At 66.8% G+C, this 20,647-nt stretch carries 17 protein-coding genes; 8 read left to right on the plus strand and 9 right to left on the minus strand.

All coding sequences use genetic code 11. From position 1 onward, the window contains the following. Positions 1 to 21: 21 nt before the first annotated feature. Together pssA and ACTPOE_RS16375 are read right to left on the minus strand one after the other, a co-directional pair. Entirely contained in the window at positions 22 to 783 is a 762-nt protein-coding gene (pssA, locus tag ACTPOE_RS16370) for a CDP-diacylglycerol--serine O-phosphatidyltransferase (protein ID WP_458873280.1), read from the minus strand. 40 nt (positions 784 to 823) lie between these two features. Continuing rightward, positions 824 to 1,510 (minus strand): phosphatidylserine decarboxylase, encoded by a 687-nt coding sequence (locus ACTPOE_RS16375; RefSeq protein ID WP_458873281.1) that lies wholly within the window; start codon positions 1,508 to 1,510, stop codon positions 824 to 826. A gap of 211 nt (positions 1,511 to 1,721) precedes the next feature. On the opposite strand from ACTPOE_RS16375, the gene ACTPOE_RS16380 reads away from it, so the two are divergent. Continuing rightward, positions 1,722 to 4,694 (plus strand): autotransporter family protein, encoded by a 2,973-nt coding sequence (locus ACTPOE_RS16380; protein WP_458873282.1) that lies wholly within the window; start codon positions 1,722 to 1,724, stop codon positions 4,692 to 4,694. An 86-nt stretch (positions 4,695 to 4,780) separates the two neighbouring features. Here ACTPOE_RS16380 and ilvC read toward each other — a convergent pair whose 3' ends face one another. From ilvC to ACTPOE_RS16395, 3 genes are all read right to left on the minus strand, one after another. Further along, complete coding sequence (gene ilvC / locus ACTPOE_RS16385) at positions 4,781 to 5,797, minus strand: ketol-acid reductoisomerase (protein ID WP_458873283.1); 1,017 nt, start codon at positions 5,795 to 5,797, stop codon at positions 4,781 to 4,783. Between the two features lie 131 nt (positions 5,798 to 5,928). After that, a complete protein-coding gene (gene ilvN / locus ACTPOE_RS16390; RefSeq protein WP_323025020.1) occupies positions 5,929 to 6,420 on the minus strand; it encodes an acetolactate synthase small subunit in 492 nt (163 codons plus the stop codon). A gap of 11 nt (positions 6,421 to 6,431) precedes the next feature. Beyond that, on the minus strand, positions 6,432 to 8,153 hold the full coding sequence (locus ACTPOE_RS16395; RefSeq protein WP_458873284.1) for an acetolactate synthase 3 catalytic subunit: 1,722 nt from the start codon (positions 8,151 to 8,153) through the stop codon (positions 6,432 to 6,434). Between the two features lie 509 nt (positions 8,154 to 8,662). Between ACTPOE_RS16395 and ACTPOE_RS16400 the strand changes: the two genes are divergently transcribed. From ACTPOE_RS16400 to ACTPOE_RS16425, 6 genes are read left to right on the plus strand one after another with little or no spacing between them, the layout of a single operon-like run. Continuing rightward, positions 8,663 to 10,924, plus strand: coding sequence for a TonB-dependent receptor (locus tag ACTPOE_RS16400; RefSeq protein WP_458873285.1), 2,262 nt, complete (start codon positions 8,663 to 8,665; stop codon positions 10,922 to 10,924). 4 nt (positions 10,925 to 10,928) lie between these two features. Further along, positions 10,929 to 11,930, plus strand: a complete 1,002-nt coding sequence (locus tag ACTPOE_RS16405) for a FecCD family ABC transporter permease (protein WP_458873286.1) — start codon at positions 10,929 to 10,931, stop codon at positions 11,928 to 11,930. Further along, positions 11,921 to 12,706 (plus strand): ABC transporter ATP-binding protein, encoded by a 786-nt coding sequence (locus ACTPOE_RS16410; RefSeq protein ID WP_458873287.1) that lies wholly within the window; start codon positions 11,921 to 11,923, stop codon positions 12,704 to 12,706. The genes ACTPOE_RS16405 and ACTPOE_RS16410 overlap by 10 nt, the downstream gene beginning before the upstream one ends. After that, positions 12,700 to 13,746, plus strand: a complete 1,047-nt coding sequence (locus ACTPOE_RS16415; protein WP_458873288.1) for an ABC transporter substrate-binding protein — start codon at positions 12,700 to 12,702, stop codon at positions 13,744 to 13,746. Before ACTPOE_RS16410 ends, ACTPOE_RS16415 begins: the two co-directional genes overlap by 7 nt. Beyond that, positions 13,743 to 14,798, plus strand: a complete 1,056-nt coding sequence (locus ACTPOE_RS16420; RefSeq protein ID WP_458873289.1) for a methyltransferase family protein — start codon at positions 13,743 to 13,745, stop codon at positions 14,796 to 14,798. The genes ACTPOE_RS16415 and ACTPOE_RS16420 overlap by 4 nt, the downstream gene beginning before the upstream one ends. A 41-nt stretch (positions 14,799 to 14,839) precedes the next feature. Then, positions 14,840 to 15,673 carry a Rossmann-like domain-containing protein gene (locus ACTPOE_RS16425; RefSeq protein ID WP_458873290.1) on the plus strand — a complete coding sequence of 278 codons (834 nt, stop codon included), beginning with the start codon at positions 14,840 to 14,842 and terminating at the stop codon, positions 15,671 to 15,673. Positions 15,674 to 15,711: 38 nt separating this feature from the next. Here the strand turns inward: ACTPOE_RS16425 and ACTPOE_RS16430 are convergent, their stop codons facing one another. Together ACTPOE_RS16430 and ACTPOE_RS16435 are read right to left on the minus strand one after the other, a co-directional pair. Next, entirely contained in the window at positions 15,712 to 16,365 is a 654-nt protein-coding gene (locus tag ACTPOE_RS16430; RefSeq protein ID WP_458873291.1) for a response regulator, read from the minus strand. A 42-nt stretch (positions 16,366 to 16,407) separates the two neighbouring features. Continuing rightward, positions 16,408 to 18,291 (minus strand): type IV pili methyl-accepting chemotaxis transducer N-terminal domain-containing protein, encoded by a 1,884-nt coding sequence (locus tag ACTPOE_RS16435; protein ID WP_458873519.1) that lies wholly within the window; start codon positions 18,289 to 18,291, stop codon positions 16,408 to 16,410. A gap of 17 nt (positions 18,292 to 18,308) precedes the next feature. On the opposite strand from ACTPOE_RS16435, the gene ACTPOE_RS16440 reads away from it, so the two are divergent. Beyond that, complete coding sequence (locus ACTPOE_RS16440; protein WP_458873292.1) at positions 18,309 to 18,452, plus strand: hypothetical protein; 144 nt, start codon at positions 18,309 to 18,311, stop codon at positions 18,450 to 18,452. A gap of 68 nt (positions 18,453 to 18,520) precedes the next feature. Here the strand turns inward: ACTPOE_RS16440 and ACTPOE_RS16445 are convergent, their stop codons facing one another. After that, positions 18,521 to 19,246: a carbonic anhydrase gene (locus ACTPOE_RS16445; protein WP_458873293.1), complete on the minus strand. Its 726-nt coding sequence runs from the start codon at positions 19,244 to 19,246 to the stop codon at positions 18,521 to 18,523. A 75-nt stretch (positions 19,247 to 19,321) separates the two neighbouring features. Next, positions 19,322 to 20,599 carry an MFS transporter gene (locus ACTPOE_RS16450; protein ID WP_458873294.1) on the minus strand — a complete coding sequence of 426 codons (1,278 nt, stop codon included), beginning with the start codon at positions 20,597 to 20,599 and terminating at the stop codon, positions 19,322 to 19,324. Positions 20,600 to 20,647: the final 48 nt, after the last annotated feature.

Genomic DNA, 20,647 nt, shown 5'->3' on the forward strand with positions numbered 1-20,647 from the left:
GCAGATCGTGGCGCGGAAAGATTATAGCGGATTTGAGTCCCGCATGCGCTGCCCCAGACGGCGGGCCCGCCGCACGCGCCACAGCAGCAACACCCAGCCCGACAGGCTGTAGAGCACGAACAGGCCGAACAGCACCACCGGTGGGTCGCTGGACACGAAGACGAAGACCGCCACCACCACCAGCATGACCCAGAACGGCACGCTGCGGCCCAGCGCGAAGGACTTGCCGCTGAAAAATGGCGCGTTGGACACCATGGCCACGCCGGCGTAGACCGTCGTCCCGAAGGCGACCCAGGGAATGAGGCCGTCGGACAGGGACAGCTTGTTGTCCACCGACAGCCAGACGAAGCCGGCGATCAGAGCCGCCGCCGCCGGGCTGGGCAGGCCCTGGAAGTACTGTTTGTCGACCTTGCCGATGTTGGCGTTGAAGCGCGCCAGGCGCAGGGCGGCCCCCACCACATAGACGAAGGCGGCCAGCCAGCCCCAGCGGCCCAGGCCCTGCAGCGACCATTCGTACATCACCAGTGCGGGCGCCATGCCGAAGGAAATCATGTCGGCCAGGGAGTCATACTGCTCGCCGAAGACGGACTGGGTGTTGGTCAGCCGGGCCACGCGCCCGTCCATGCTGTCGAACACCATCGCCAGGAAGATGGCGATGGCGGCGACCTCGAAGTGCTGGTTCATGGCCTGGACGACGGCGTAGAAGCCGGCGAACAGATTGGCGGTGGTGAAAGCGTTGGGCAGCAGGTAGATGCTGCGGCGGCGCTGCGGTTCGTCAGGCATCAGTTGTATTTTGGATCTCGTGCGTTGAATCAGGTGCGGATCAGGCGGCGGGGGCGTCATCGCCGCCGGCCGAGACGACAGGCAGTTCGGCCAGGGCCGTGCGGGTGGCCTTGACCTTGTCGCCCAGGGCGACCCTGGGGCGTGTCCCTGGAGGCAAGTATACGTCCACCCGCGAACCGAAGCGGATGAAGCCGTAGCGCTGCCCCGCGTACAGCGTCTGGCCGGCCCGGGCGTGGCACAGGATGCGTTTGGCCACCAGGCCCGCGACCTGCACGGCCGTGACCGTGTGGCCGTCGGCAGTACGCAGCACCATGGCGTTGCGCTCGTTTTCCAGGGACGCCTTGTCCAGGGACGCATTGAAGAACTTGCCCGGAAAATACTGGACGGACTGAACCACGCCGTCGACCGGGGCGCGGTTCGAGTGGACATTGAAGACATTCATGAAGACGCTGATCTTCAGGGCCGGACGCCCCCCCGCGTAGGGATCGGCCGCGTCCTCGACGCAGACGATGCGGCCGTCGGCCGGGCACAGCGCCAGGCCCTCGCCCTCGGGCGCCTCGCGCGCGGGATCGCGGAAGAACTGCAGGGCGAACAATGTGAACACCCAGAACGGGACGGACGCCCAGGGCGACCACCAGGTCGCCAGCAGGGAAACGATCAGCGCGCCGGCCAGGATGGGCCAGCCTTCGCGGGCGATCAGGGGGTGGGGATAAGGGGGGATTTTCATGGTAGGCGCAAGAATAACCCAAATGACGGGATTTTTTGAACAGACTACAACTGGCGGATCGACCGGCCGGATATCGCCAGAGCGGCACCCGGATACGCGGGACACTCAAGGACCGGCACGTTCAGGCCGTGTGCCTGCCGCGGCACCATTTTGATACCCTTAAAGAAAGATACCGGAATAAAGACATCGGCCTGCCCCGAGGAGACACGCCATGCGCGCCCACCCACCGAACCACGAACATTCGAAAAAACCCCGCGTGAGCGTCCGGCCCCTGACGCTTGCCGGCGCGGCGCTGACGCTGGCAAGCCTATGCGTGCCCGCCGCCGCCGGGGACTGGACTGGCGCCCACGGCGCCAGCGGGGCCGATGCCACCGCCGGCACCGGCGGCAATGGCGGCATGGGCGGCAATGGCGAAAGCGGCTCCTTTTCCGGCGCGGTCTTGACGAGCGGCGACAACATGACGGCCGGCCACGGTGGAAACGGTGGCGCGGGCAGCGGCGGAGGTGTCGCCGCCCAGGGCGGCGGCGGCGGTGGAGGCGGCGATGGCGGCATGGGTCTGGACTTCTCCGCCCCCTCTCTGGACAGCAGCGCCAGCGTGCTCGGCGGTGCCGGCGGCCAGGGCGGTGCCGGCGGCAAGGGCCAGATGCTCGGCACTGGCACCAGCCAAGGCGGGGGCAACGGTGGTATGGGCGGCAACGGCGGCACGGGCATCAAGCTGACAGCCGGCGCAGGCTCCCTGACCCACCAGACCGGCGCGCGCATCGCGGGCGGCGATGGGGGCGCGGGCGGCATCGGTGGGGCGGGCAACGGAGGCCAGCCAGCCCAGGATGGCGGCAAGGGCGGCCAGGGCGGCACAGGCGGGGCCGGCGCGGTGGGAATACAGATTGCGATGCCGAACCTCAGGATCATCAACGACGGCGCCATCTCCGGCGGCGACGGCGGCAGCGGGGGCGCCGGCGGCCTCGGCGGCAACGGCGGTAATGGTGGTGTGGGCAACGACGGCGGCACAGGAGGCGCTGGAGGCTTCGGCGGCAACGGCGGTGACGGGGGAGCAGGCATACAAGGGGCAATGACCACGATCATCAATGGCCGTGGCGGCTCCATTTCCGGCGGCAACGGCGGGAATGGAGGCAGCGGGAGCGGCGGCGGCAACGGGGGCAGCGGCGGCACGGGCGGCGGCATCACCGGCCCCGACGGCGCCGTCGGCGCCGACGGCATCACCGGCCAAGGCGGAGCGGGCATCCGCGGCAACAACCTCACCCTCATCAATGCCGGCGCCATCCGCGGCGGCCTGTCCGGAGACGGCCTCACCCGGGCCACCGCCATCGAATTCAACGGCGCCGTCAACAGCCTCGAACTGCAGGCCGGCTGGTCCATCGATGGCAAGGTCGTCGGCCCCGGCTCGAACACGCTCATCCTGGGCGGGAATACGACCGACGCCACGACAGGCCTTGACGTATCCAGGATCGGCTTCGGGCAGCAATTCCAGGCTTTCAATGATTTCAAGAAAACCGGCGCCAGCACCTGGACGCTCACGGGCGCGGGCAGCCAGGACTGGACGGTCGAAGACGGCGGGCTGCTGGTCAACGGCACAGCCAGGCACATCGCGGTCAATGGCGGCTTCCTGGGCGGCACCGGCACGGTGGGCAACGTCACGGTCCAGTCCGGCGCCGCGCTCGCGCCGGGCAATTCCATCGGCACCCTCAAGGTCGCCGACGTCACCTTCAACCCCGGCTCGATCTACCAGGTCGAGGTCGACGCGGCAGGGCAATCGGACCGGATCGAGGCCAGCGGCACAGCCACGATCCATGGCGGAACCGTGGAGGTGCTGGCGGGGACCGGCAACTACGCGGCCCGAACCGACTACACCATCCTGAGCGCCGCTCAGGTCAACGGCGTGTTCGACGGCGTGACCTCGAACCTGGCCTTTTTGACGCCTTCGCTCCGCTACGACGCCAACCGCATCACCCTGTCGATGGCACGAAACGATGTCCGTTTCCCGGCCGTCGGCGTCACGTCCAACCAGCGCGCGACCGGCGCCGGCGTGGAAAACCTGGGCGCGGGCAATACGGTCTACGACGCAGTGACCAATCTCTCCGCCGATCAGGCACGCTCTGCCTTCGATCAGCTTTCGGGCGAGATCCATGCCTCGGCCCGCAACGTCTTGAGCGCCGGCAGCCGCAGTGTCGGCAACGCACTCAGCCGGCGCCTCCAGTCCGTCCTGGGGTCGGAGGGTGCGGGCGGCACGGGGGGCGCCCGTGCCGCCGCCCCGAACCTGCTGGCCTATGGTTATGGCAATACCGTCGCGGACAGCGGCGGCCCGGCGACGCCCGGATTTCCGCACGCACCCGCCAACACCGGGCGCTTCAGCGCCTGGGGTTCGACCTTCGGCACCTGGGGCCGCAGCGACAGCGACGACAACGCCGCCGGTCTGCACCGGTCCAGCAGCGGTTTTCTGGCCGGCGTCGACGGCCTGGTGGCGCCCAGGCTGCGCCTGGGCATCCTGGCCGGCTACAGTCACGACCGTTTCGACACCGACGGCAGCGACGCGTCCGGGTCGAGTGACAACGTTCACCTGGGTCTTTACGGCGGCACGCGGCAAGGCGCGCTCAACCTGCGGACCGGTGCGATCTACACTTGGCACCAGGTTTCCACCCGGCGCCCGGTCGCCTTCCCCGGCTATACCGACCGTCTGACGGCCGACTACGACGCCCGCACCTTCCAGGCCTTTGGCGAAATCGGCTACCGCATCGACACGGCGGCCGCCTCGTTCGAACCGTTCGCCAATCTGGCGTACCTGCGACAGCACACCGACGCTTTCACCGAACAGGGCGGCGCCGCGGCGCTGCACAGCGCGTCCGGCAACACGGACACGACGTTCACGACACTGGGCCTGCGGGCCGCGATGCCCTTCGACCTGGGCCACGCAACGGGGACGGCGCGCGGCCTGATCGGCTGGCGCCATGCGGCCGGCGACACCACGCCACGCACGACGCTGGCCTTCTCCGGCGGCGAGGCCTACACCGTCGCCGGTGTGCCGATCGACCGGGATGCCGCCGTCCTGGAAGCCGGCCTGGACTTTATCATCGGAAAATCCGCCACGCTGGGCGTCGCCTACACGGGGCAATTCGGTTCGCGCAGCCATGACCACGGCGCCCAGGCGCATCTGAACATCCGTTTCTGAACATGAAAACGGCCGGGGCCGCCCTATCCAGGCAGCCCCGGCCGTTTCCCGGACCGGGTCGGAACCCGGCCCCAGCCGGGCGATGATCAGTTCTTGGACTGGTCCACCAGCTTGTTGGCCGCGATCCAGGGCATCATGGCGCGCAGCTTGGAGCCGACCTGCTCGATCTGCGATTCCGCGTTCAGGCGGCGCCGCGAGGTCAGTTCCGGAGCACCGGCGGCGTTTTCCAGGATGAAGTTCTTGGCGTAGACGCCGGACTGGATGTCGGCCAGGCACTGGCGCATGGCGGCGCGCGTCTCGTCGGTCACCACGCGCGGGCCGGTGACGTATTCGCCGTATTCCGCGTTGTTGGAGATCGAATAGTTCATGTTGGCGATACCGCCCTCGTAGATCAGGTCCACGATCAGCTTCAGCTCGTGCAGGCACTCGAAATAGGCCATTTCCGGCGCATAGCCCGCCTCGACCAGGGTCTGGAAGCCGGCCTTGATCAGTTCGACGGTGCCGCCGCACAGCACGGCCTGCTCGCCGAACAGGTCGGTTTCCGTTTCCTCGCGGAAGTTGGTCTCGATGATGCCGGCGCGTCCGCCGCCGTTGGCCATGGCGTAGGACAGGGCCAGGTCGCGGGCCTTGCCCGAGACGTCCTGGTGCACGGCCACCAGGTGCGGCACGCCGCCGCCCTGGGTGTAGGTGCTGCGCACAGTATGGCCCGGGGCCTTGGGGGCGATCATGATGACGTCCACATCGGCGCGCGGCACGACCTGGCCATAGTGCACGTTGAAACCATGGGCGAAGGCCAGCGCGGCGCCCGCCTTCAGGTTGGCGGCGACCTCGCCGCGGTAGACCTGGGCGATGTTCTCGTCGGGCAGCAGCATCATGACCAGATCGGCGCCCTTGACGGCCTCGGCGACTTCCTTGACGGCCAGGCCGGCGTTCTCGGCCTTCTTCCAGGAAGCGCCGCCCTTGCGCAGGCCGACGGTCACGTTGACGCCGGAATCATGCAGGTTCTGCGCGTGCGCGTGGCCCTGGGAACCATAGCCGATGATGGCGACGGTCTTGCCCTTGATCAGGGACAGGTCGCAGTCTTTGTCGTAGAAAACTTTCATGTCGAAACTCCGATTTTTTAATTCTGAAAAGAGAGGTTGGGATGAGGCAGGAGATGAAATAGTCCCTGCGGACTATTTCGTGCCTGACGAATCCGAGCAGCTTGCAAGCTGCGAGGTAGGTACAGCGGGGCTCACAACTTCAGTACGCGTTCGCCGCGACCCACGCCGGACACGCCGGTGCGGACCGTCTCCAGGATGGCGGTGCGGTCCAGCGCCCCGATGAAGGCGGCGATCTTGTCCTGCACCCCGGTCAGTTCGATGGTGTAGGTCTTGTCGGTGACGTCGATGATGCGCCCGCGAAAAATTTCCGCCATGCGCTTCATTTCCTCGCGTTCCTTGCCGACCGCGCGGACCTTGATCAGCATCAGTTCACGCTCGACGTGGGGGCCTTCGGACAGATCGACGACCTTGACCACGTCCACCAGGCGATTCAGGTGCTTGGTGATCTGCTCGATGATCTCGTCGGAGCCGACCGTGACGATGGTCATGCGCGACAGGGTGGCGTCCTCGGTGGGCGCGACGGTCAGCGTTTCGATGTTGTAGCCGCGCGCCGAAAACAGCCCCACCACGCGCGACAGAGCGCCGGGTTCGTTCTCCAGCAGGATGGAAATCACGTGTTTCATGTCTTATCCCCTCACAGATCCTCGGAACCCAGCAGCATTTCGGTCAGGCCGCGGCCCGCCTTCACCATGGGCCAGACGTTCTCGGTCTGATCGGTGATGAAATCCATGAACACAAGACGGTCCTTGTATTTCGTGAACGCCTCGCGCAGAGCGGGCTCGACGTCGGCCGGCTTGTCGATGCGCATGCCGACGTGGCCGTAGCTCTCGACCAGCTTGACGAAATCCGGCAGGGCATCGACATACGATTCCGAATAGCGCGAACCATATTCGATCTGCTGCCACTGGCGCACCATGCCCAGATAGCGGTTGTTCAGGCACAGGATCTTGGGCGTCAGGCGGTACTGGCTGCAGGTGGACAGTTCCTGGATGTTCATCTGGATCGAGCCCTCGCCGGTGATGACGGCGACGTCGCGGTCCGGATTGGCCATCTGCACTCCCATGGCGTAGGGCAGGCCCACGCCCATGGTGCCCAGACCGCCGGAATTGATCCAGCGGCGCGGTTCCGGGAAGGGATAGTACTGGGCCGCCCACATCTGGTGCTGGCCCACGTCGGACGTGACGAAAGCCTGGCCGCGCGTGATCTCCCACAGCTTCTGGACCACGAATTGCGGCTTGATGACCGTGTCGGAACTCTCGTAGTCCAGGCACTTGCGGCCACGCCACGTATCGATCTGCTTCCACCAGGCGTCCAGACGCTGTTCGGTCAGGCCCTGCTCGGCCATCGACTGGGCGTACAGGCCGATCAGATCCTGCAGGACTTCCTTGACGTCGCCCACGATGGGCACGTCCACCCGCACCCGCTTCGAGATCGAGGACGGGTCGATATCCACGTGCACGATCTTGCGCGGCACCTGGGCGAAATGCCTGGGATTGCCGATGACGCGGTCGTCGAAGCGCGCGCCGATGCCGATCAGCACATCGCAGTTCTGCATCGCCATATTGGCTTCGTAGGTGCCGTGCATGCCGGGCATGCCGACGAAGCGCTCGTCCGTGCCCGGATAGGCGCCCAGGCCCATCAGGGTCGTGGTGCAAGGAGCGCCGGTCAGCCGGACCAGCTTGCGCAGTTCGTCGGCGGCGTCGGCCAGCACGACCCCGCCGCCGGCGTAGATCATCGGACGCTCGGCGGCCAGCAGCATCTGCACGGCCTTCTTGATCTGGCCCTGGTGGCCCTTGGTGACCGGCGCGTAGGAACGCAACTGGACCGGGCCGCGCGGCGGTGTGTACTTGCACATCGCCACGGAGACGTCCTTGGGGATGTCCACCAGCACCGGGCCGGGACGGCCGGAGCGCGCGATGTAGAAAGCGCGGCGCATGGTGTCGGCGAGATCCTTGACGTCGCGCACCAGGAAATTGTGCTTGACGCAGGGCCGGGTGATGCCGACCGTGTCGCATTCCTGAAAGGCGTCCTGGCCGATGGCGTGCGTGGGTACCTGGCCGCTGATGATGACCATGGGGATCGAGTCCATGTAGGCCGTGGCGATGCCGGTGACGGCATTGGTCACGCCCGGCCCGCTGGTCACCAGGCAGACGCCGGTCTTGTCGGAGGATCGGGAATAGGCATCGGCGGCGTGGACGGCCGCCTGTTCGTGCCGCACGAGCACGTGCTGGAATTTGTCCTGCTTGTAGATCGCGTCGTAGATGTAGAGGACCGCGCCGCCGGGGTAGCCAAACACATGGTCTACGCCTTCCTCGATCAGACAACGCACGACGATGTCGGCGCCATTGAGTTCCATGATGATTCCTTTCTTGACCCGTGTCGGGCACCAAGCGGCCTGTCGGCAGCCCGGGCCAGTCCCGGCGATCCGCGACATGATCCGACGCTGGGCGATTCACGGAATCGCTTTGCCCGGACACATTGCGGGACCAGTCTGCGCCCCTTGGCACGAGACACACGCGCCCATGGGGCGCAACGTGGTGGAAATGAACGCCCCGGACCGCGCTTGTGGCACATCCTGGGACATGAAGACGGAAGGCGAAAAAAACCGGGTGTGTGACCCGGGAGCGTTCGCCACATCGGTCGACCGCGATGGAGCCGACCGAGCGGCTAATTTACCGCGTTGCAACATCGGCCGCAAGCGAACCGTCGGGAATGCCGTCAACACGGGACGCGGGTTCCCGGATCGCTTTTATTGCCCCACGTCAAAGGTTTGGTGAATCAATCGTTATATATGTTGATACATATATTCATGATAAATACACTCTGACCATCGAAATATAGTCAACTTTATAACGATGGGATGACATGAGTCTGTTCATGCGATTCGAGCGGACACCGCTCTGGCTGGCGTCGATAGCGGCGGCCCACGGTCTTTGGGCGGGTGCCGCGCTCGCGGCCCAGGAAGAAATCCTGGAAGAACGCCGGGCGGTCGGCACGCTGGCGCCCGTCGAGGTACGCGGGGAAACTGCCCGGGAACCGATCGCGCCCGGTGCCGCCGGCGAGACTACGACCCACGTCGATGCCGAGGGACTTCGCCTGCTCGGCGGCCCCGCCCAGAGCAATCCATGGAATGCGCTGCGCGCGGCTCCCTCGGTGAACTTTCAGAGCGCGGATCCTTACGGGCTGGGCCGCCCCGCCAGTCTCCGCCTGAGAGGCAAAAGCTCGACCCACATCGGAAGAACCCTGAACGGCCTGCCGATCGCAGGAGAGCCCGGATTCGCCAATGGCAAAGGCGGTGCCGACCTGATCGACCTGGAGAACCTGAGGGGCGTGACCCTGATCCGCGGGCCCGTCGAAGCCGACCAGGGGTTCGGTTTCTCCAATTCCGGCGTGGTGGACTCGGAACTGCGCTGGCCTGAACATGCCTTCGGCGTCCAGGCCTCGCAATCCTTCGGCACCTATGACTTCCGCCGATCGTTCGTCCGGCTGGATACGGGAGACTTGGGGGATCACGCGGCTCGCGGGTTCCTCTCATTTTCCGACACGAGGGCGGACCAGTGGCGCGGCCCGGGCGATTCACGGCGGACCAATGTCGAGGCCGCCCTCGCCCTGGACATCACGCCCCGGATCCAGGCGCAGATCTATGGCGTCCACCACGAGATCCGCTGGGATTCGATCCGACCGCTGAACTACGACCAGGTCCGTGACGAATCCCTGTACCAGGACATCGTCTACAACGATCGCCTGACCGGATCCGCCAAGGACGACATCCTCTACTACGGGTTCAACCGCCAGGAACTGACCAACAAGGCCCTGATCGGCGATCTGCGCATCGCCCTGAGCGACCGGGACGGGATCGTATTCAAGCCCTACTATTGGCAGGAGAAAGGCTGGGTGCTCTCGGGCGGCGCCAACGAGTTGGGCAAAAACAAACCCGGCGTCAATCGCTGGAACATCGATCACGACAACTACGGCTTCGACCTGCACTACGAGTCCCGTCCGGACTGGGGCGAGTGGCGGATCGGATACTGGTATCAGTCCAGTGCGGCGCCCCCCCCGCCCACAGACCGGGCATCTTATGAAATCCAGCCGGACGGATCCCTTCGATTCCGCCAATGGAGCACGCTCGCCGAAACCACCCGCCACAAATACATGAACCCCTACGCCACGGCGACCTGGCGTCACGGGTCCGTGGAGATCAGCGGCGGCCTGCGCTACATGCAGTACGAGGATCCGTCTTTCCAGTACTTCGAAGCGGACGGCGTCACGCCAAGCGGCGACATGTTCTCCGAAGGACGCACCTACCGCTCGTGGTTGCCGAATGCCGGCATTGCCTGGCATATCACACCAGCACTGCTGGCCAGCGCCCATTACGGCCGGACCTACGGGCGGCAGAACTGGGGATCGGTCGCCAGCACCTATACCCAGAACAAGAGCGCCTTCCAGGCGGCGGGCCTGCATTTCAACGACATCTGGAACGACTTGCGTCCCGAACAGTCCGACAACTACGACCTGGGCCTGCGCTACGACTTCCCCTTGGGCTACCTGGCCTCGACGCTGTACTACACGCGCTACAAGCACAAGCAGCTGAACATGTACGATCCCGACATCGGCGTGTCATATCACCAGTCGGTGGCCCGCGCGACCGCCAAGGGGCTGGAACTGGAACTGGGCCTGAGTCCCGTCGCGGACCTCGACTTCTACCTGTCGTGGTCCTGGAACAAGGCGTCCTACGACGATGACATCACCACCAAGGCCGGCACCGTCGTGCCGGTCGGCGGCAAGCAGATGCAGGACTCTCCACGCCACATGGCCAAGGCCACCGCGATATGGCGGCCGGGAGCCTGGACCCTGATGCTGGCGGCCAACCATATCGGCCCGCGCTTCGGCGATACGGAAGAATGGGAACGCGTCGAGGGCCATACCGTGGTCGACGCCGGAATCTACTATGATTTCAGCCGCTTCATGGGCATCCGGGACGCCACGCTGGGACTGACGGTATCCAACCTGTTCGACAAACGCTACATCGGCGTCATCAATTCCTCGGACTACGCCGTCGGCGGCGGAACCAGCTACTATCCCGGCGCCCCCCGCACGGTCGTCATGTCCCTGTCCGGGCGGTTCTGACCCGATGTCCAGACCCTACGCCGCCGGCCGTCCGGCATTGCTTGCGCTGGCCGCCTTGCTGGCCGCGGGAATCGTGCTGGCCCTGGGCCGGGGCGACTACCCGATTCCGCCGGGACAAGTGGCCGCCCTGCTCTGGTCGCCATCGCCGGAACTGGCCGCCAGCGACGTCGTCTGGTCCATCAGGCTGCCCCGGATCGCCGCCGCCGTGCTGACGGGCGCCAGCCTGGCGGCGGCGGGAGCCGCGTACCAGACACTGTTTCGCAATCCCCTGGCCTCGCCCGCGCTGCTGGGAGTTTCCTCCGGCGCCGGCTTCGGCGCCGCGCTGGCCATGCTGTCGCAAGCCAGCGCCCTGGCCGTCCAGTCGGCGGCCTTCGCGGGGGGCCTCGCGGCCGTCACACTGGCCCTGGCGCTTTCGACACGTCTCGGACGGGGCTCGATCCTGATCCTGATCCTGTCCGGACTGGTCATTTCGGCCCTGTTTCAGGCCTTTACCTCGGGACTGAAATACCTTGCCGATCCGCAGGACACCCTGCCCGCCATCGTTTTCTGGCTGCTTGGCAGCCTGGCCCGGGCCACTCCCCACGACCTGGCCGTCGCGGCCCCGCCGGCCCTGTCCGGACTGGCGATCCTGATGCTGCTGCGCTGGCCTACCCAGGTCATCGAGGCGGGCGACGACGAGGCAAGAACGCTGGGAGTGCGCGTGGGTCTCGTCCGATTGCTGGTGATCGCAGCCGCCACCCTGGCGACGGCCGCCGCCGTGAGCGTGGCCGGCATCGTCGGCTGGATCGGCCTGCTGGTCCCCCACCTGGCCCGGCTGCTGGTCGGCACATCCTATCCCCTGTTGCTGCCGGCATCGATGCTCCTGGGCGCCCTGTTCCTGGTGACGGTCGACACCCTGTGCCGCACGGCCTTCGCCATTGAACTGCCCTTGGGCATCATCACCGCCATCCTGGGCGCTCCCCTGTTCATCGCCATCCTGGTCCGGGCGAAACGCACATGGTCCTAGAAATATCCCGCCTGACATTTTCCCATCCCCGGCAAGCAACGCCCGTGTTGCGGCACATCGATCTGCGGCTGTCCGCCGGCCACAGCCTGTGTCTGCTGGGTGTCAACGGCACCGGGAAGACCACTCTGCTGCGCTGCGTGACGGGACTGCTGGAGCCCCAGGAGGGCCGCATCGTCCTTCGTGATCCCGGCGGCGACACGCTGCGAGGCCGACAGCGGGCCCGCGCCATGGCCTACGTGCCCCAGCAGACCGCGGCGCCCGCCCTGTCCCTGCGCGACCTCGTCCTCCTGGGCCGCACCCCCCATCTGTCGCCGCTGGCCTTGCCGGGCGCCCACGACCTGGCCATGGCGACACACGCCCTGGACCGTGTCGGCATCGCCCACCTGGCCGCACGACGCTTCGACCGGATCAGCGGCGGCCAGCAGCGGCTGGCCCTGGTGGCCCGCGCGCTGGCGCAGGAACCTTCATTGCTGGTGATGGACGAGCCCATGGCCGGTCTCGACCTGGGCAACCAGGGAAGGATGCTGGCGCTGATCCGGTCGCTCAACGAGGAAGGCCTGGCGGTACTGCTCACGACCCACCAGCCCGAACACGCCTGGCTGCTGGATGCACAGGCCGCCGTTCTGGAGCACGGCCGGCTCGCACACTGCGGCCCCGCCCGCAGCCTGTTGGACACTCAGCTGCTGGGCCGGCTCTACGACCACCCCATCCACATCAGTTTTCACGAAGGCGCGCCATGCGCCTGCACTCCCCGAATGAAAGGCGCCTCATGTTGAAACGCATCCTGGCTTTCTGCGTCACAGCAATACTGTTGGCCGGAAAACCATTCCCCGCGCCGGCGGCCCCGGTCCTGCGGGACATGGCCGGCCGGCAAGTGACCCTGGAACAACCGATCCGGCGCATCGCCACGCTGGGCTCCGTTCCCGTCATCAACAGCATGGTCTTCGCCCTGGGAGCCGGAAACCGCATCATCAACGGCCTGCCGGATTTCGCCCGCCACCCCCAATGGGAATACCAATACCGGTTCGCTCCCCATTTGCGCGACTTGCCCAGCCTGCAGAACCCGGACAGGTCCATCCGCATCGAGGCCCTGATCCAGGCCAGGCCGGATCTGGCGCTCACCATGGACCGCCGCACGGCCGATCAGCTGGAGGCTCAAGGCATTCCCGCCCTGGTGCTGGCCTGGCGCGACCCGGAAGATGTCCGACAGGCGATCGACCTGCTGGGGCTCGCCCTGGACCGCACGGAGCAGGCGCGAAACTATCGGGCATCCTTCGATGCGACCCTGGCCCTGGTGCATGAACACCTGGGCGGCGCCACGGTGCGGCGCCCCCGTGTACTGTATCTGAACCCCCGATCCATGACACGCCCCCATCGCGTCGCGGAATGGTGGATCGCCGCGGCCGGCGGCCAGAGCGTCACGGACGACGGCATGGCGATCGAGACCCGGGCCTTCGGCCCCGAACAGATTCTGGCCTGGGATCCCGAAATCATGATCGTGCCCAGCCGCGGGGACGTCGATCTGCTGCTGCGCGACCCACGTCTGGCCCGCGTGACGGCCATCCGGGACCACCGCATCGCCGTCACGCCCGCCGGCGCCCACATGTGGGGCAACCGGACGGCTGAACAGGCGCTGACCGTGCTTTGGGCCGCCTCCGTCTTCCACCCGGATCGCATCGACCGCAAGACGCTGGTGTCCGGGGTCGAAGCCTTTTACAGGGACCTGTACGGCACGCCGCTCACCCCGACGCAGATCGACGAAATCCTCGGCGGCGGACCCGACACCTCATCAACCTCGACCGGAGCCCTTCCATGACCGCACCCACCGCCCTGCAACCCCAGGTTCCCTCCATTTCGGCCGCCGGCGCAATGCCGACACCCCCCGCCGGAATACCCGCGCTCGAATCCCTCATCGACGGCCACAAAGCCTTCCAGATTCTGCGCAGCGCCCTGTCCCTGGGCCTCTTCGAACGACTGGACGCGCATGGCCCGCTGCTTCGCCCCGAGATCGCACAAGCGCTGGAACTGCGCGGCGCGCACCTGTCGGCATGGCTCCAGGCGCTGTGCGATATCGATTGCCTGCGACAGGATGCGGACAACCGGTACGCGCTCGATCCCCAGGCCCGTCCGCTGCTGCTGCGCGACAGCCCCTGGTATGTCGGCGAATATCTGGACGCCCTGGCCCAGCCCGACGGCCGCTGGGCCAGGCTGGATGACTTCATGCGCGAAACCCGCCATGAGTCCTTGGCGCCCTTGACGACCCGCCGTGTTCCCGCCCTGCAGCATCCACTCCGTGACGATGCCTGGGCTCTGGCCGATTGGCTCGCGGCGCATTGCCGGGGCAGGCAGATCGACCACTTGATGTGCTGCGATGCCAGCAACGGCCTGCTGGGCGCCCGGCTGATTCTGACCCTGCCCGCGCGGCAGGCGCTGATTCGAGTGCCGGAAGCGGCGATTTCACAGACACGGGCCAACCTGGCGTGGTTCGGCGTGGCGGATCGCTGCCGTGTCGAACCGGACGGGCCGCCGGCCGGCGCCGGCATCGGCACCTCCTGGGACATGGCCATCCTGTTCCACAGCCAGTACACGCGGCGCCGGACTTTGAACGACGACCTGTCCGCTCTGGCCGAACGGATGGCGCCCGGGGGCCTCGTCTGCTCGGCGCACTGGTTCTGCGCACCGGCCTGCGCGCCCGCCGAGGGAGGGCTGGGACAAATGGACCAGGCAATCCTGACGGATTCCCACCCGCTGTGCCACGTCGAGAAATTCTGCGAACGGATGGAAGCGGCGGGACTGGCTCAGGCCCGCCAGGATACCCTGCAAGGCAGCTATGGACCGACCTTGCTGCACTACGCCGTCCGGCCCTGAGATCCACCGCCGACCAAGCCATGCCCACAGGAAAACCCATCATGCATACATCCTCCTCCTTGCTGCAGGACCTTCAGGCGGAAACCATGGCCCGGCTGGGAGACGATGCCGGGAGACTGAAGATTGAACGGGCCGTGGTCGGCCTGTTCTTCACCGGCGTCCTTCTGGACAATGGCGCTTGCGGCCTGTCGGCCTCGCCGATCAAGGACATTCCCGCCGCCGTCTGCTGCTCCAGTTCTCTCAGCGCCCTGCCGACGCCCGGCAAGCTGCGCGGGCGTCCCGTGCCGGACGCGCTCAAGGATCTCGACCCCAGGATCGGCCCCATGCGCCGGACCCTGGCGATCGCAACCCTCAATGCCCTGATCGAAACGCTCTGGCGGCGCGATGGCCCTCCGGGCGATGCCGACATCTCGGCGGGAGACGCCTGCGATGCGCTGATGCCGCGGCCAGGGGAGAAGGCCGTGCTGGTGGGCGCCTTCACCCCCTACATGCGGGCCTTCCGTCGGGAAGGCCGCGACTACCGGGTGCTGGAAATGGACCCCGCGACGCTGAAACCCGAAGAACTTCCGCACTACGCGCCCGCCGGCACGGCTCCCGATGTCGTCCCCTGGGGCGACATCCTGATCAGCACCGCCACCACGCTGATCAACGATACGCTCGACGATCTGCTGGCGCTCGCCCGTCCCGGAACACGCATCGCCGTCATCGGCCCCACGGCGCCCCTGCTGCCGGGCCCCTATCGCAAACGGGGCGTGCGGATCGTGGGCGGCACCCGCGTGCGCGACGGCGAGACGCTCCTGGATCTGCTGTCGGAAGGGGCCTCGGGCTACCACTTCTTCGAGAAACAGGCGGACCGGATCAACCTGGCGCTTTGACGGCCGCGCACGGCACGCCGGGCGGACGGCTCCCCCGATCAGGCATCGTCGAGCAGGCCGTGCTCGACGGCATACACCGCCACCTGGACCCGGCTGCTCAGGTCGAGCTTCTTCAGGATATTCTGGACGTGGATCTTGACCGTGCTCTCGGACAGATCCAGGTTGCGGGCGATGAGTTTGTTGCTTTCGCCGCGCGCCAGGCACTGGACGATCTCGCGTTCGCGCTGGGTCAGGCGATCCCGCTGGCCCCGGCCGCCGAGCGCCGGATCGGACCGGCGCCGGAACTGCTCGACCAGCTTGCCGGTCATCTCGTCGGCGATCGTGGCCCCGCCCACCGCCACCTTGTGGATGGCGGCCACCAGCGCATCGCTATCGACGTTCTTCAGCAGATAGCCGCTGGCCCCCGCCTGGAGCGCCTGGCCCAGGTCCTCCGCGTCCTCGGACACGGTCAGCACCAGCACGGCGCAATCGGGCACGTCCTGGGCCAGCAATTGCAGGGTCGCAAGCCCCGAGAGCCCGGGCATGTTCAAGTCCAGCAGGATCACGTCGGGCGTCAGCGCGCGGGCCCGTTTGATGCCTTCCAGGCCGTCGGCCGCCTCGCCGACGATGTCGAATTCAGGATACCGCTGCAGCAGCAGGCGGATGCCCGTGCGAAACAGGCTGTGGTCGTCGATCAGCAGGATTCTGATCATGTTTTCACCCCAGGATACATGCCCGATCCGCGCATGGTTTCATCAGGCCAGCCGGCGCTGCCTGGCCGGCAGTTCCAGCACGATCGAGACCCCCTGGCCGGGCGCGGTCGAGACCGTGAGGGTGGCGCCCATGCGCCGCGCGCGTTCCTGCATGATACGGCGGCCGAAATGCCCTTCGGGCCGATCGGCGAGACTGTCGGGATCATAGCCTATCCCGTCGTCCGTGATCTCCATGCGAAAATCGGTGCGGTTGCTCAGGTGAATGTCGATCTTGCTGGCCTCGGCGTGCTTGCGCACATTGGACAGGGCCTCCTGGAGGATGAACAGGGCCTCGAGCTGCTGCACCCGCGTCAGGGGCGCCCCGCCCATCAGGCCGTCGGAACGCAATGAAACCTCGATCCCGGTCTGGCGGCGGAACCGGGCCACGGCCTCTTCCGCCGCGTCGAGCAGCCCGCCTTCGCCCAGTTGAGTGCGGAAGTTGTTCAGCAGCTCGCGCACATCCTGGTAGCTTTCGTCCACGCCGGTACGCAGCAACGGCACGATTTCGCGGATCTCGTCCAGGTCGGCGCGGTCCGCCGCGCGATCCAGCAGCTGCAACTGCAGATTGAGGAAGTTCAGACCCTGGGCGATGCTGTCGTGCAGCCCCTGCGCGACGAGATTGCGCTCCTGCTCCATGGCCAGCTGGCGCGCCTGACCGCTCAGGCGCCGGTTCTGGACCGCCACCCCCAGATGCAGCCCCAGGGTTTCCAGCAGATGGATCTGCTCCGCTCCCAGGGGATGCGGTTCGCGAAAATACAGCCTGAACTCGCCCAGTTCATCCTCCTGGGTGCAGACCCGGAATACCGCCGATTCAGGAAAGCGCTTCGCGTCTTCCCGCCCGGCGGTCATGGAAATCCGCGCCCGGTCCCCCCGGGGACCGCGCAGGTGGATCGCCGCGCCGTCGGCGCCGAAGCGCTGGATCACCCGGTCCAGGAAGCCCTGGCAGACCGCCTCGATGTCGTTGGGCCGGTTCAGGAAGGCGGCCATGTCGTAGAGCGCGGACAGAACCTCGTTCTGACTGGCAAGCTGGGCGGTCTTCTCGGCCACCCGCGCCTCCAGGTCGCTGTAGAGACCCTGCAGCTCGTCGGCCATGCGGTTGAATCCGCGGGCCAGCACGCCGAACTCGTCGAGCCGGTCCACCGGCAGGCGCACGCCGAATTCCCGCCGCGCCATGCGCTGGAGGCCGCCCTGCAGACGACGCACGGGATGGATGATCCACAGGTACAGGAGATACACCAGGGCGAGCGTCCCGGCGCAAGCCATGGCGATCAGCATCCCCTGCGAAAAGCGCAGGCGGCTCGTCTTGCGGGCGCTGTCGCCCTCGATCATGCGCACCAGGTGGTCGGCCTGGGCCACGAAACCCGGGAGGAGGTCCAGGTAGATGCGGACCGGCTCGCCCGCCCGGACCGCCCGGGCGGCGGGTACCAGCCGTTCGTCCCAAAGGGCTGTGACTTGACCCATCTGGGCCCGGATCCGGGGATCGTGCGGCAGGGCCAGGGGTCGGGCCGCATCCCCCTCGCGGATGAGTCCCAGAATCCGCTCCTGGGCCGAGAGCAGGTCATCCAGATCCGGCGGACCGGACGCGGCGGCGATGCCCACCGGCCCGGCACCGGCTGCGCCGCGCGCCGTGGACGGCTCGCCCCGCCGCGTCGTGTCGCGCAACAGGGCGATGGCGACCTGGTTGGCCCGCATCCGCAGGCTGCCGGTGTCATTGATCGCCGCGCCGGCGCCTTCGAGCTGCCAGGACAGCCACAAGGTCCAGCCGATCATCCCCAGCACGATCACCAGCACCACCGCCGAGGTCGCGATGATGCGCGTCGAGAGGCGATAGCGGAAGACCGGTGAATCCAGGTAGGGGGGGTTCGGGTAGGGCCTGTTCACACTAATCAAGGAGTCGCGAAGCCATGAAAAATCAGATTGAACAAGGCGCCTGGCGCCGCGCGTATGTCCATCCTCGCAAGACATTGAGTCTTGCCGCGATGGACGCCTTGCGCTCGACTGCGCTCAAACCCAACGCGATCTCCTTGATTAGTGTGAACAGGCCCTAGTCCATGCGGAAGGAAAAAGCCCCGGCACGCGGCCGGAAAGACGGGACTCGCAACCAGGGAACGGCCCGTCAGGCCAGTATAGCGGCGGCCCGGCCGATGCCGCCACCGGGCCTCGCGGACCGGGCCGCCGGCGCCTCCCGCCGCGTGCCGGGGTCGGACAGGCACAAGGGCAGGAAGGCATCCACCCGAGGGGAATAGACCTCGAGCTCGCCGCGCGCCATGTCGAAGTGCCAGCCGTGCAACGACAGCGTCCCCCGCGCCCGCCGCTCGCGCACGCAGGAAAAGCTTTCGAGATTGCGCAGCGAGATCCGGATGGCCGCTTTCTCGCAGGCCCGGCAGCACTGCTCGAGGGAGGCGCCCGGCATGCGGGCCATGACTTCGCGCCGGGCCGGTTCGGCCACGGACACCCAGCGTCCCACGACGCCCGCTTCAGCCCGTGTGGTGAAGGATTGCTTCATCAGGGCGTGGATGCCGCCGCACTGGCTGTGCCCCAGAACGATGATGCGCTCGACGGCAAGCTGCTCGACCGCGAACTGGATGGCCGCCAGCACCCCCTGGTGGCTTTCGCCCCGGCCATACGGCGGCACGAGGTTGGCCACATTGCGCACGACGAACAATTCGCCCGGCTCGCACCCGAGCATCAGGGCCGGATCCACCCGGGAATCGCAGCAGGCGATCACCAGCGTGGCCGGCCGCTGGCCTTCGCACAAGCTCCGGTACAAGGAAGGATCTTCCTGGTAGTAGCGCCTGCGGAACCCCTTGAAACCGCCCAGGAGTCGCTGGATGTCGTGCACGGCAGTCCTCCTTGCCGGGCCGGTCCGCTTCGGGAGGGCGGAGTCCGGCCGCGCGGTGAAGTGAAGAAGGCGGAATCAGGCGGCGTCGGCGGCCAGCCCCGTCGCCCGGGACCGGGGCGCGCGCTGCCCTTCGCCGCGGAAGCTGTAGTGCATCCAGACGAGGGAGACGCAGACCGTGCCATACATCAGCATGAAGCAGCTGGAATTGATGCCCGTGAAGTCCAGCAGCGCGCCGAACAGGATCGGCAGGATGAAGCCGCCCAGGCCGCCAGCCAGGCCCACGATCCCGGAAACCGCACCGATGTTGCCGTCGTAGTCGTTGGAGATGAACTTGAACACGGAAGCCTTGCCGATCGCCATCGCAATCCCCACGACGAACATCAGGATAGTGAACATCGTCGGGCTGAGCGCCAGGTGGAAGGACAGCGGCCCGGAAGCGGTCTGGATCGTGAAGTCGGTCTTCGGATAGCTGAGGATGAAGAACGCGACCCAGGCCACCCACATCACCCACCAGGTCGTGCGATAGGCGCCGAAGCGGTCGGAAATCCAGCCGCCCAGGGCGCGCAGCACCCCACCCGGCAGCGAAAAGCAGGCCGCGAGAAAGGCGGCCGTGCTCATGCTGAAGCCGTATTCATCGACATAGTAGTGCACCATCCAGAGCGCCAGACCGACGTAGCCGCCGAACACCACCGAGTAGTACTGGCTGTAGCGCCAGACCCGGGGATCACGCAGCAGCTTCATCTGGGCCCGGAAGCCGGTGTTCGAAGCGGCCTGCAGGTGGGCGGGGTCCGTGGCGCTGAACACCCAGAACAGGCAGGCCGTGACAAGCAAGCCGACGGCATACACCTGCGGCACGATGGTCCATGCGCCGCCGGCGGCCACGATCAGCGCCGGCGCCACGAACTTCGTGAGCGCCGCCCCCGAATTGCCGGCGCCGAACACGCCCATGGCGAACCCCTGCCGGTCGCGCTTGAACCAGCGGGCCACGTAGGGCGTGCCCACGGAGAAGGTACCACCCACCAGGCCGACGAACAGGGCCAGGACCAGGAACTGCCAGTACTGGGTGGCGTAGGACATGAGCCAGATCGGCACCACGGCCGCGATCATGGTCATGAAAAAGACGATGCGTCCGCCGTAGCGGTCGGTCCAGATGCCCAGCGGCACCCGCACCAGCGAACCGGAGAGCACCGGCATGGCCGCCAGCAGGCCGAATTGGGTTTCGGACAGGCCGAGCTGGGTCTTGATGGGAATGCCGAGCACGGCGAACATCATCCAGACGGCAAAACAGATCGTGAATGCAAACGTGCTGGAGATCAGCACGGACAGGGCTTTTCGGGAGGATGGAGTAGTCATGGCGCCTCGATCTCGTCAGCGGGAAATCCACTGATGGAAAGCATAAAG

It is taken from the genome of Castellaniella sp. WN (assembly GCF_054457555.1).

Excerpts from the sequence above, each read along its gene's own strand:
- pssA (WP_458873280.1), bottom strand. The coding sequence starts at position 783 with ATGCCTGACGAACCGCAGCGCCGCCGCAGCATCTACCTGCTGCCCAAC.
- ilvC (WP_458873283.1), bottom strand. The coding sequence starts at position 5,797 with ATGAAAGTTTTCTACGACAAAGACTGCGACCTGTCCCTGATCAAGGGC.
- ACTPOE_RS16380 (WP_458873282.1), top strand. The coding sequence starts at position 1,722 with ATGCGCGCCCACCCACCGAACCACGAACATTCGAAAAAACCCCGCGTG.
- ACTPOE_RS16415 (WP_458873288.1), top strand. The coding sequence starts at position 12,700 with ATGTTGAAACGCATCCTGGCTTTCTGCGTCACAGCAATACTGTTGGCC.
- ACTPOE_RS16440 (WP_458873292.1), top strand. The coding sequence starts at position 18,309 with ATGAAAAATCAGATTGAACAAGGCGCCTGGCGCCGCGCGTATGTCCAT.
- ACTPOE_RS16400 (WP_458873285.1), top strand. The coding sequence starts at position 8,663 with ATGAGTCTGTTCATGCGATTCGAGCGGACACCGCTCTGGCTGGCGTCG.
- ACTPOE_RS16420 (WP_458873289.1), top strand. The coding sequence starts at position 13,743 with ATGACCGCACCCACCGCCCTGCAACCCCAGGTTCCCTCCATTTCGGCC.
- ACTPOE_RS16425 (WP_458873290.1), top strand. The coding sequence starts at position 14,840 with ATGCATACATCCTCCTCCTTGCTGCAGGACCTTCAGGCGGAAACCATG.
- ACTPOE_RS16450 (WP_458873294.1), bottom strand. The coding sequence starts at position 20,599 with ATGACTACTCCATCCTCCCGAAAAGCCCTGTCCGTGCTGATCTCCAGC.
- ACTPOE_RS16395 (WP_458873284.1), bottom strand. The coding sequence starts at position 8,153 with ATGGAACTCAATGGCGCCGACATCGTCGTGCGTTGTCTGATCGAGGAA.
- ACTPOE_RS16410 (WP_458873287.1), top strand. The coding sequence starts at position 11,921 with ATGGTCCTAGAAATATCCCGCCTGACATTTTCCCATCCCCGGCAAGCA.
- ACTPOE_RS16405 (WP_458873286.1), top strand. The coding sequence starts at position 10,929 with ATGTCCAGACCCTACGCCGCCGGCCGTCCGGCATTGCTTGCGCTGGCC.
- ilvN (WP_323025020.1), bottom strand. The coding sequence starts at position 6,420 with ATGAAACACGTGATTTCCATCCTGCTGGAGAACGAACCCGGCGCTCTG.
- ACTPOE_RS16430 (WP_458873291.1), bottom strand. The coding sequence starts at position 16,365 with ATGATCAGAATCCTGCTGATCGACGACCACAGCCTGTTTCGCACGGGC.
- ACTPOE_RS16375 (WP_458873281.1), bottom strand. The coding sequence starts at position 1,510 with ATGAAAATCCCCCCTTATCCCCACCCCCTGATCGCCCGCGAAGGCTGG.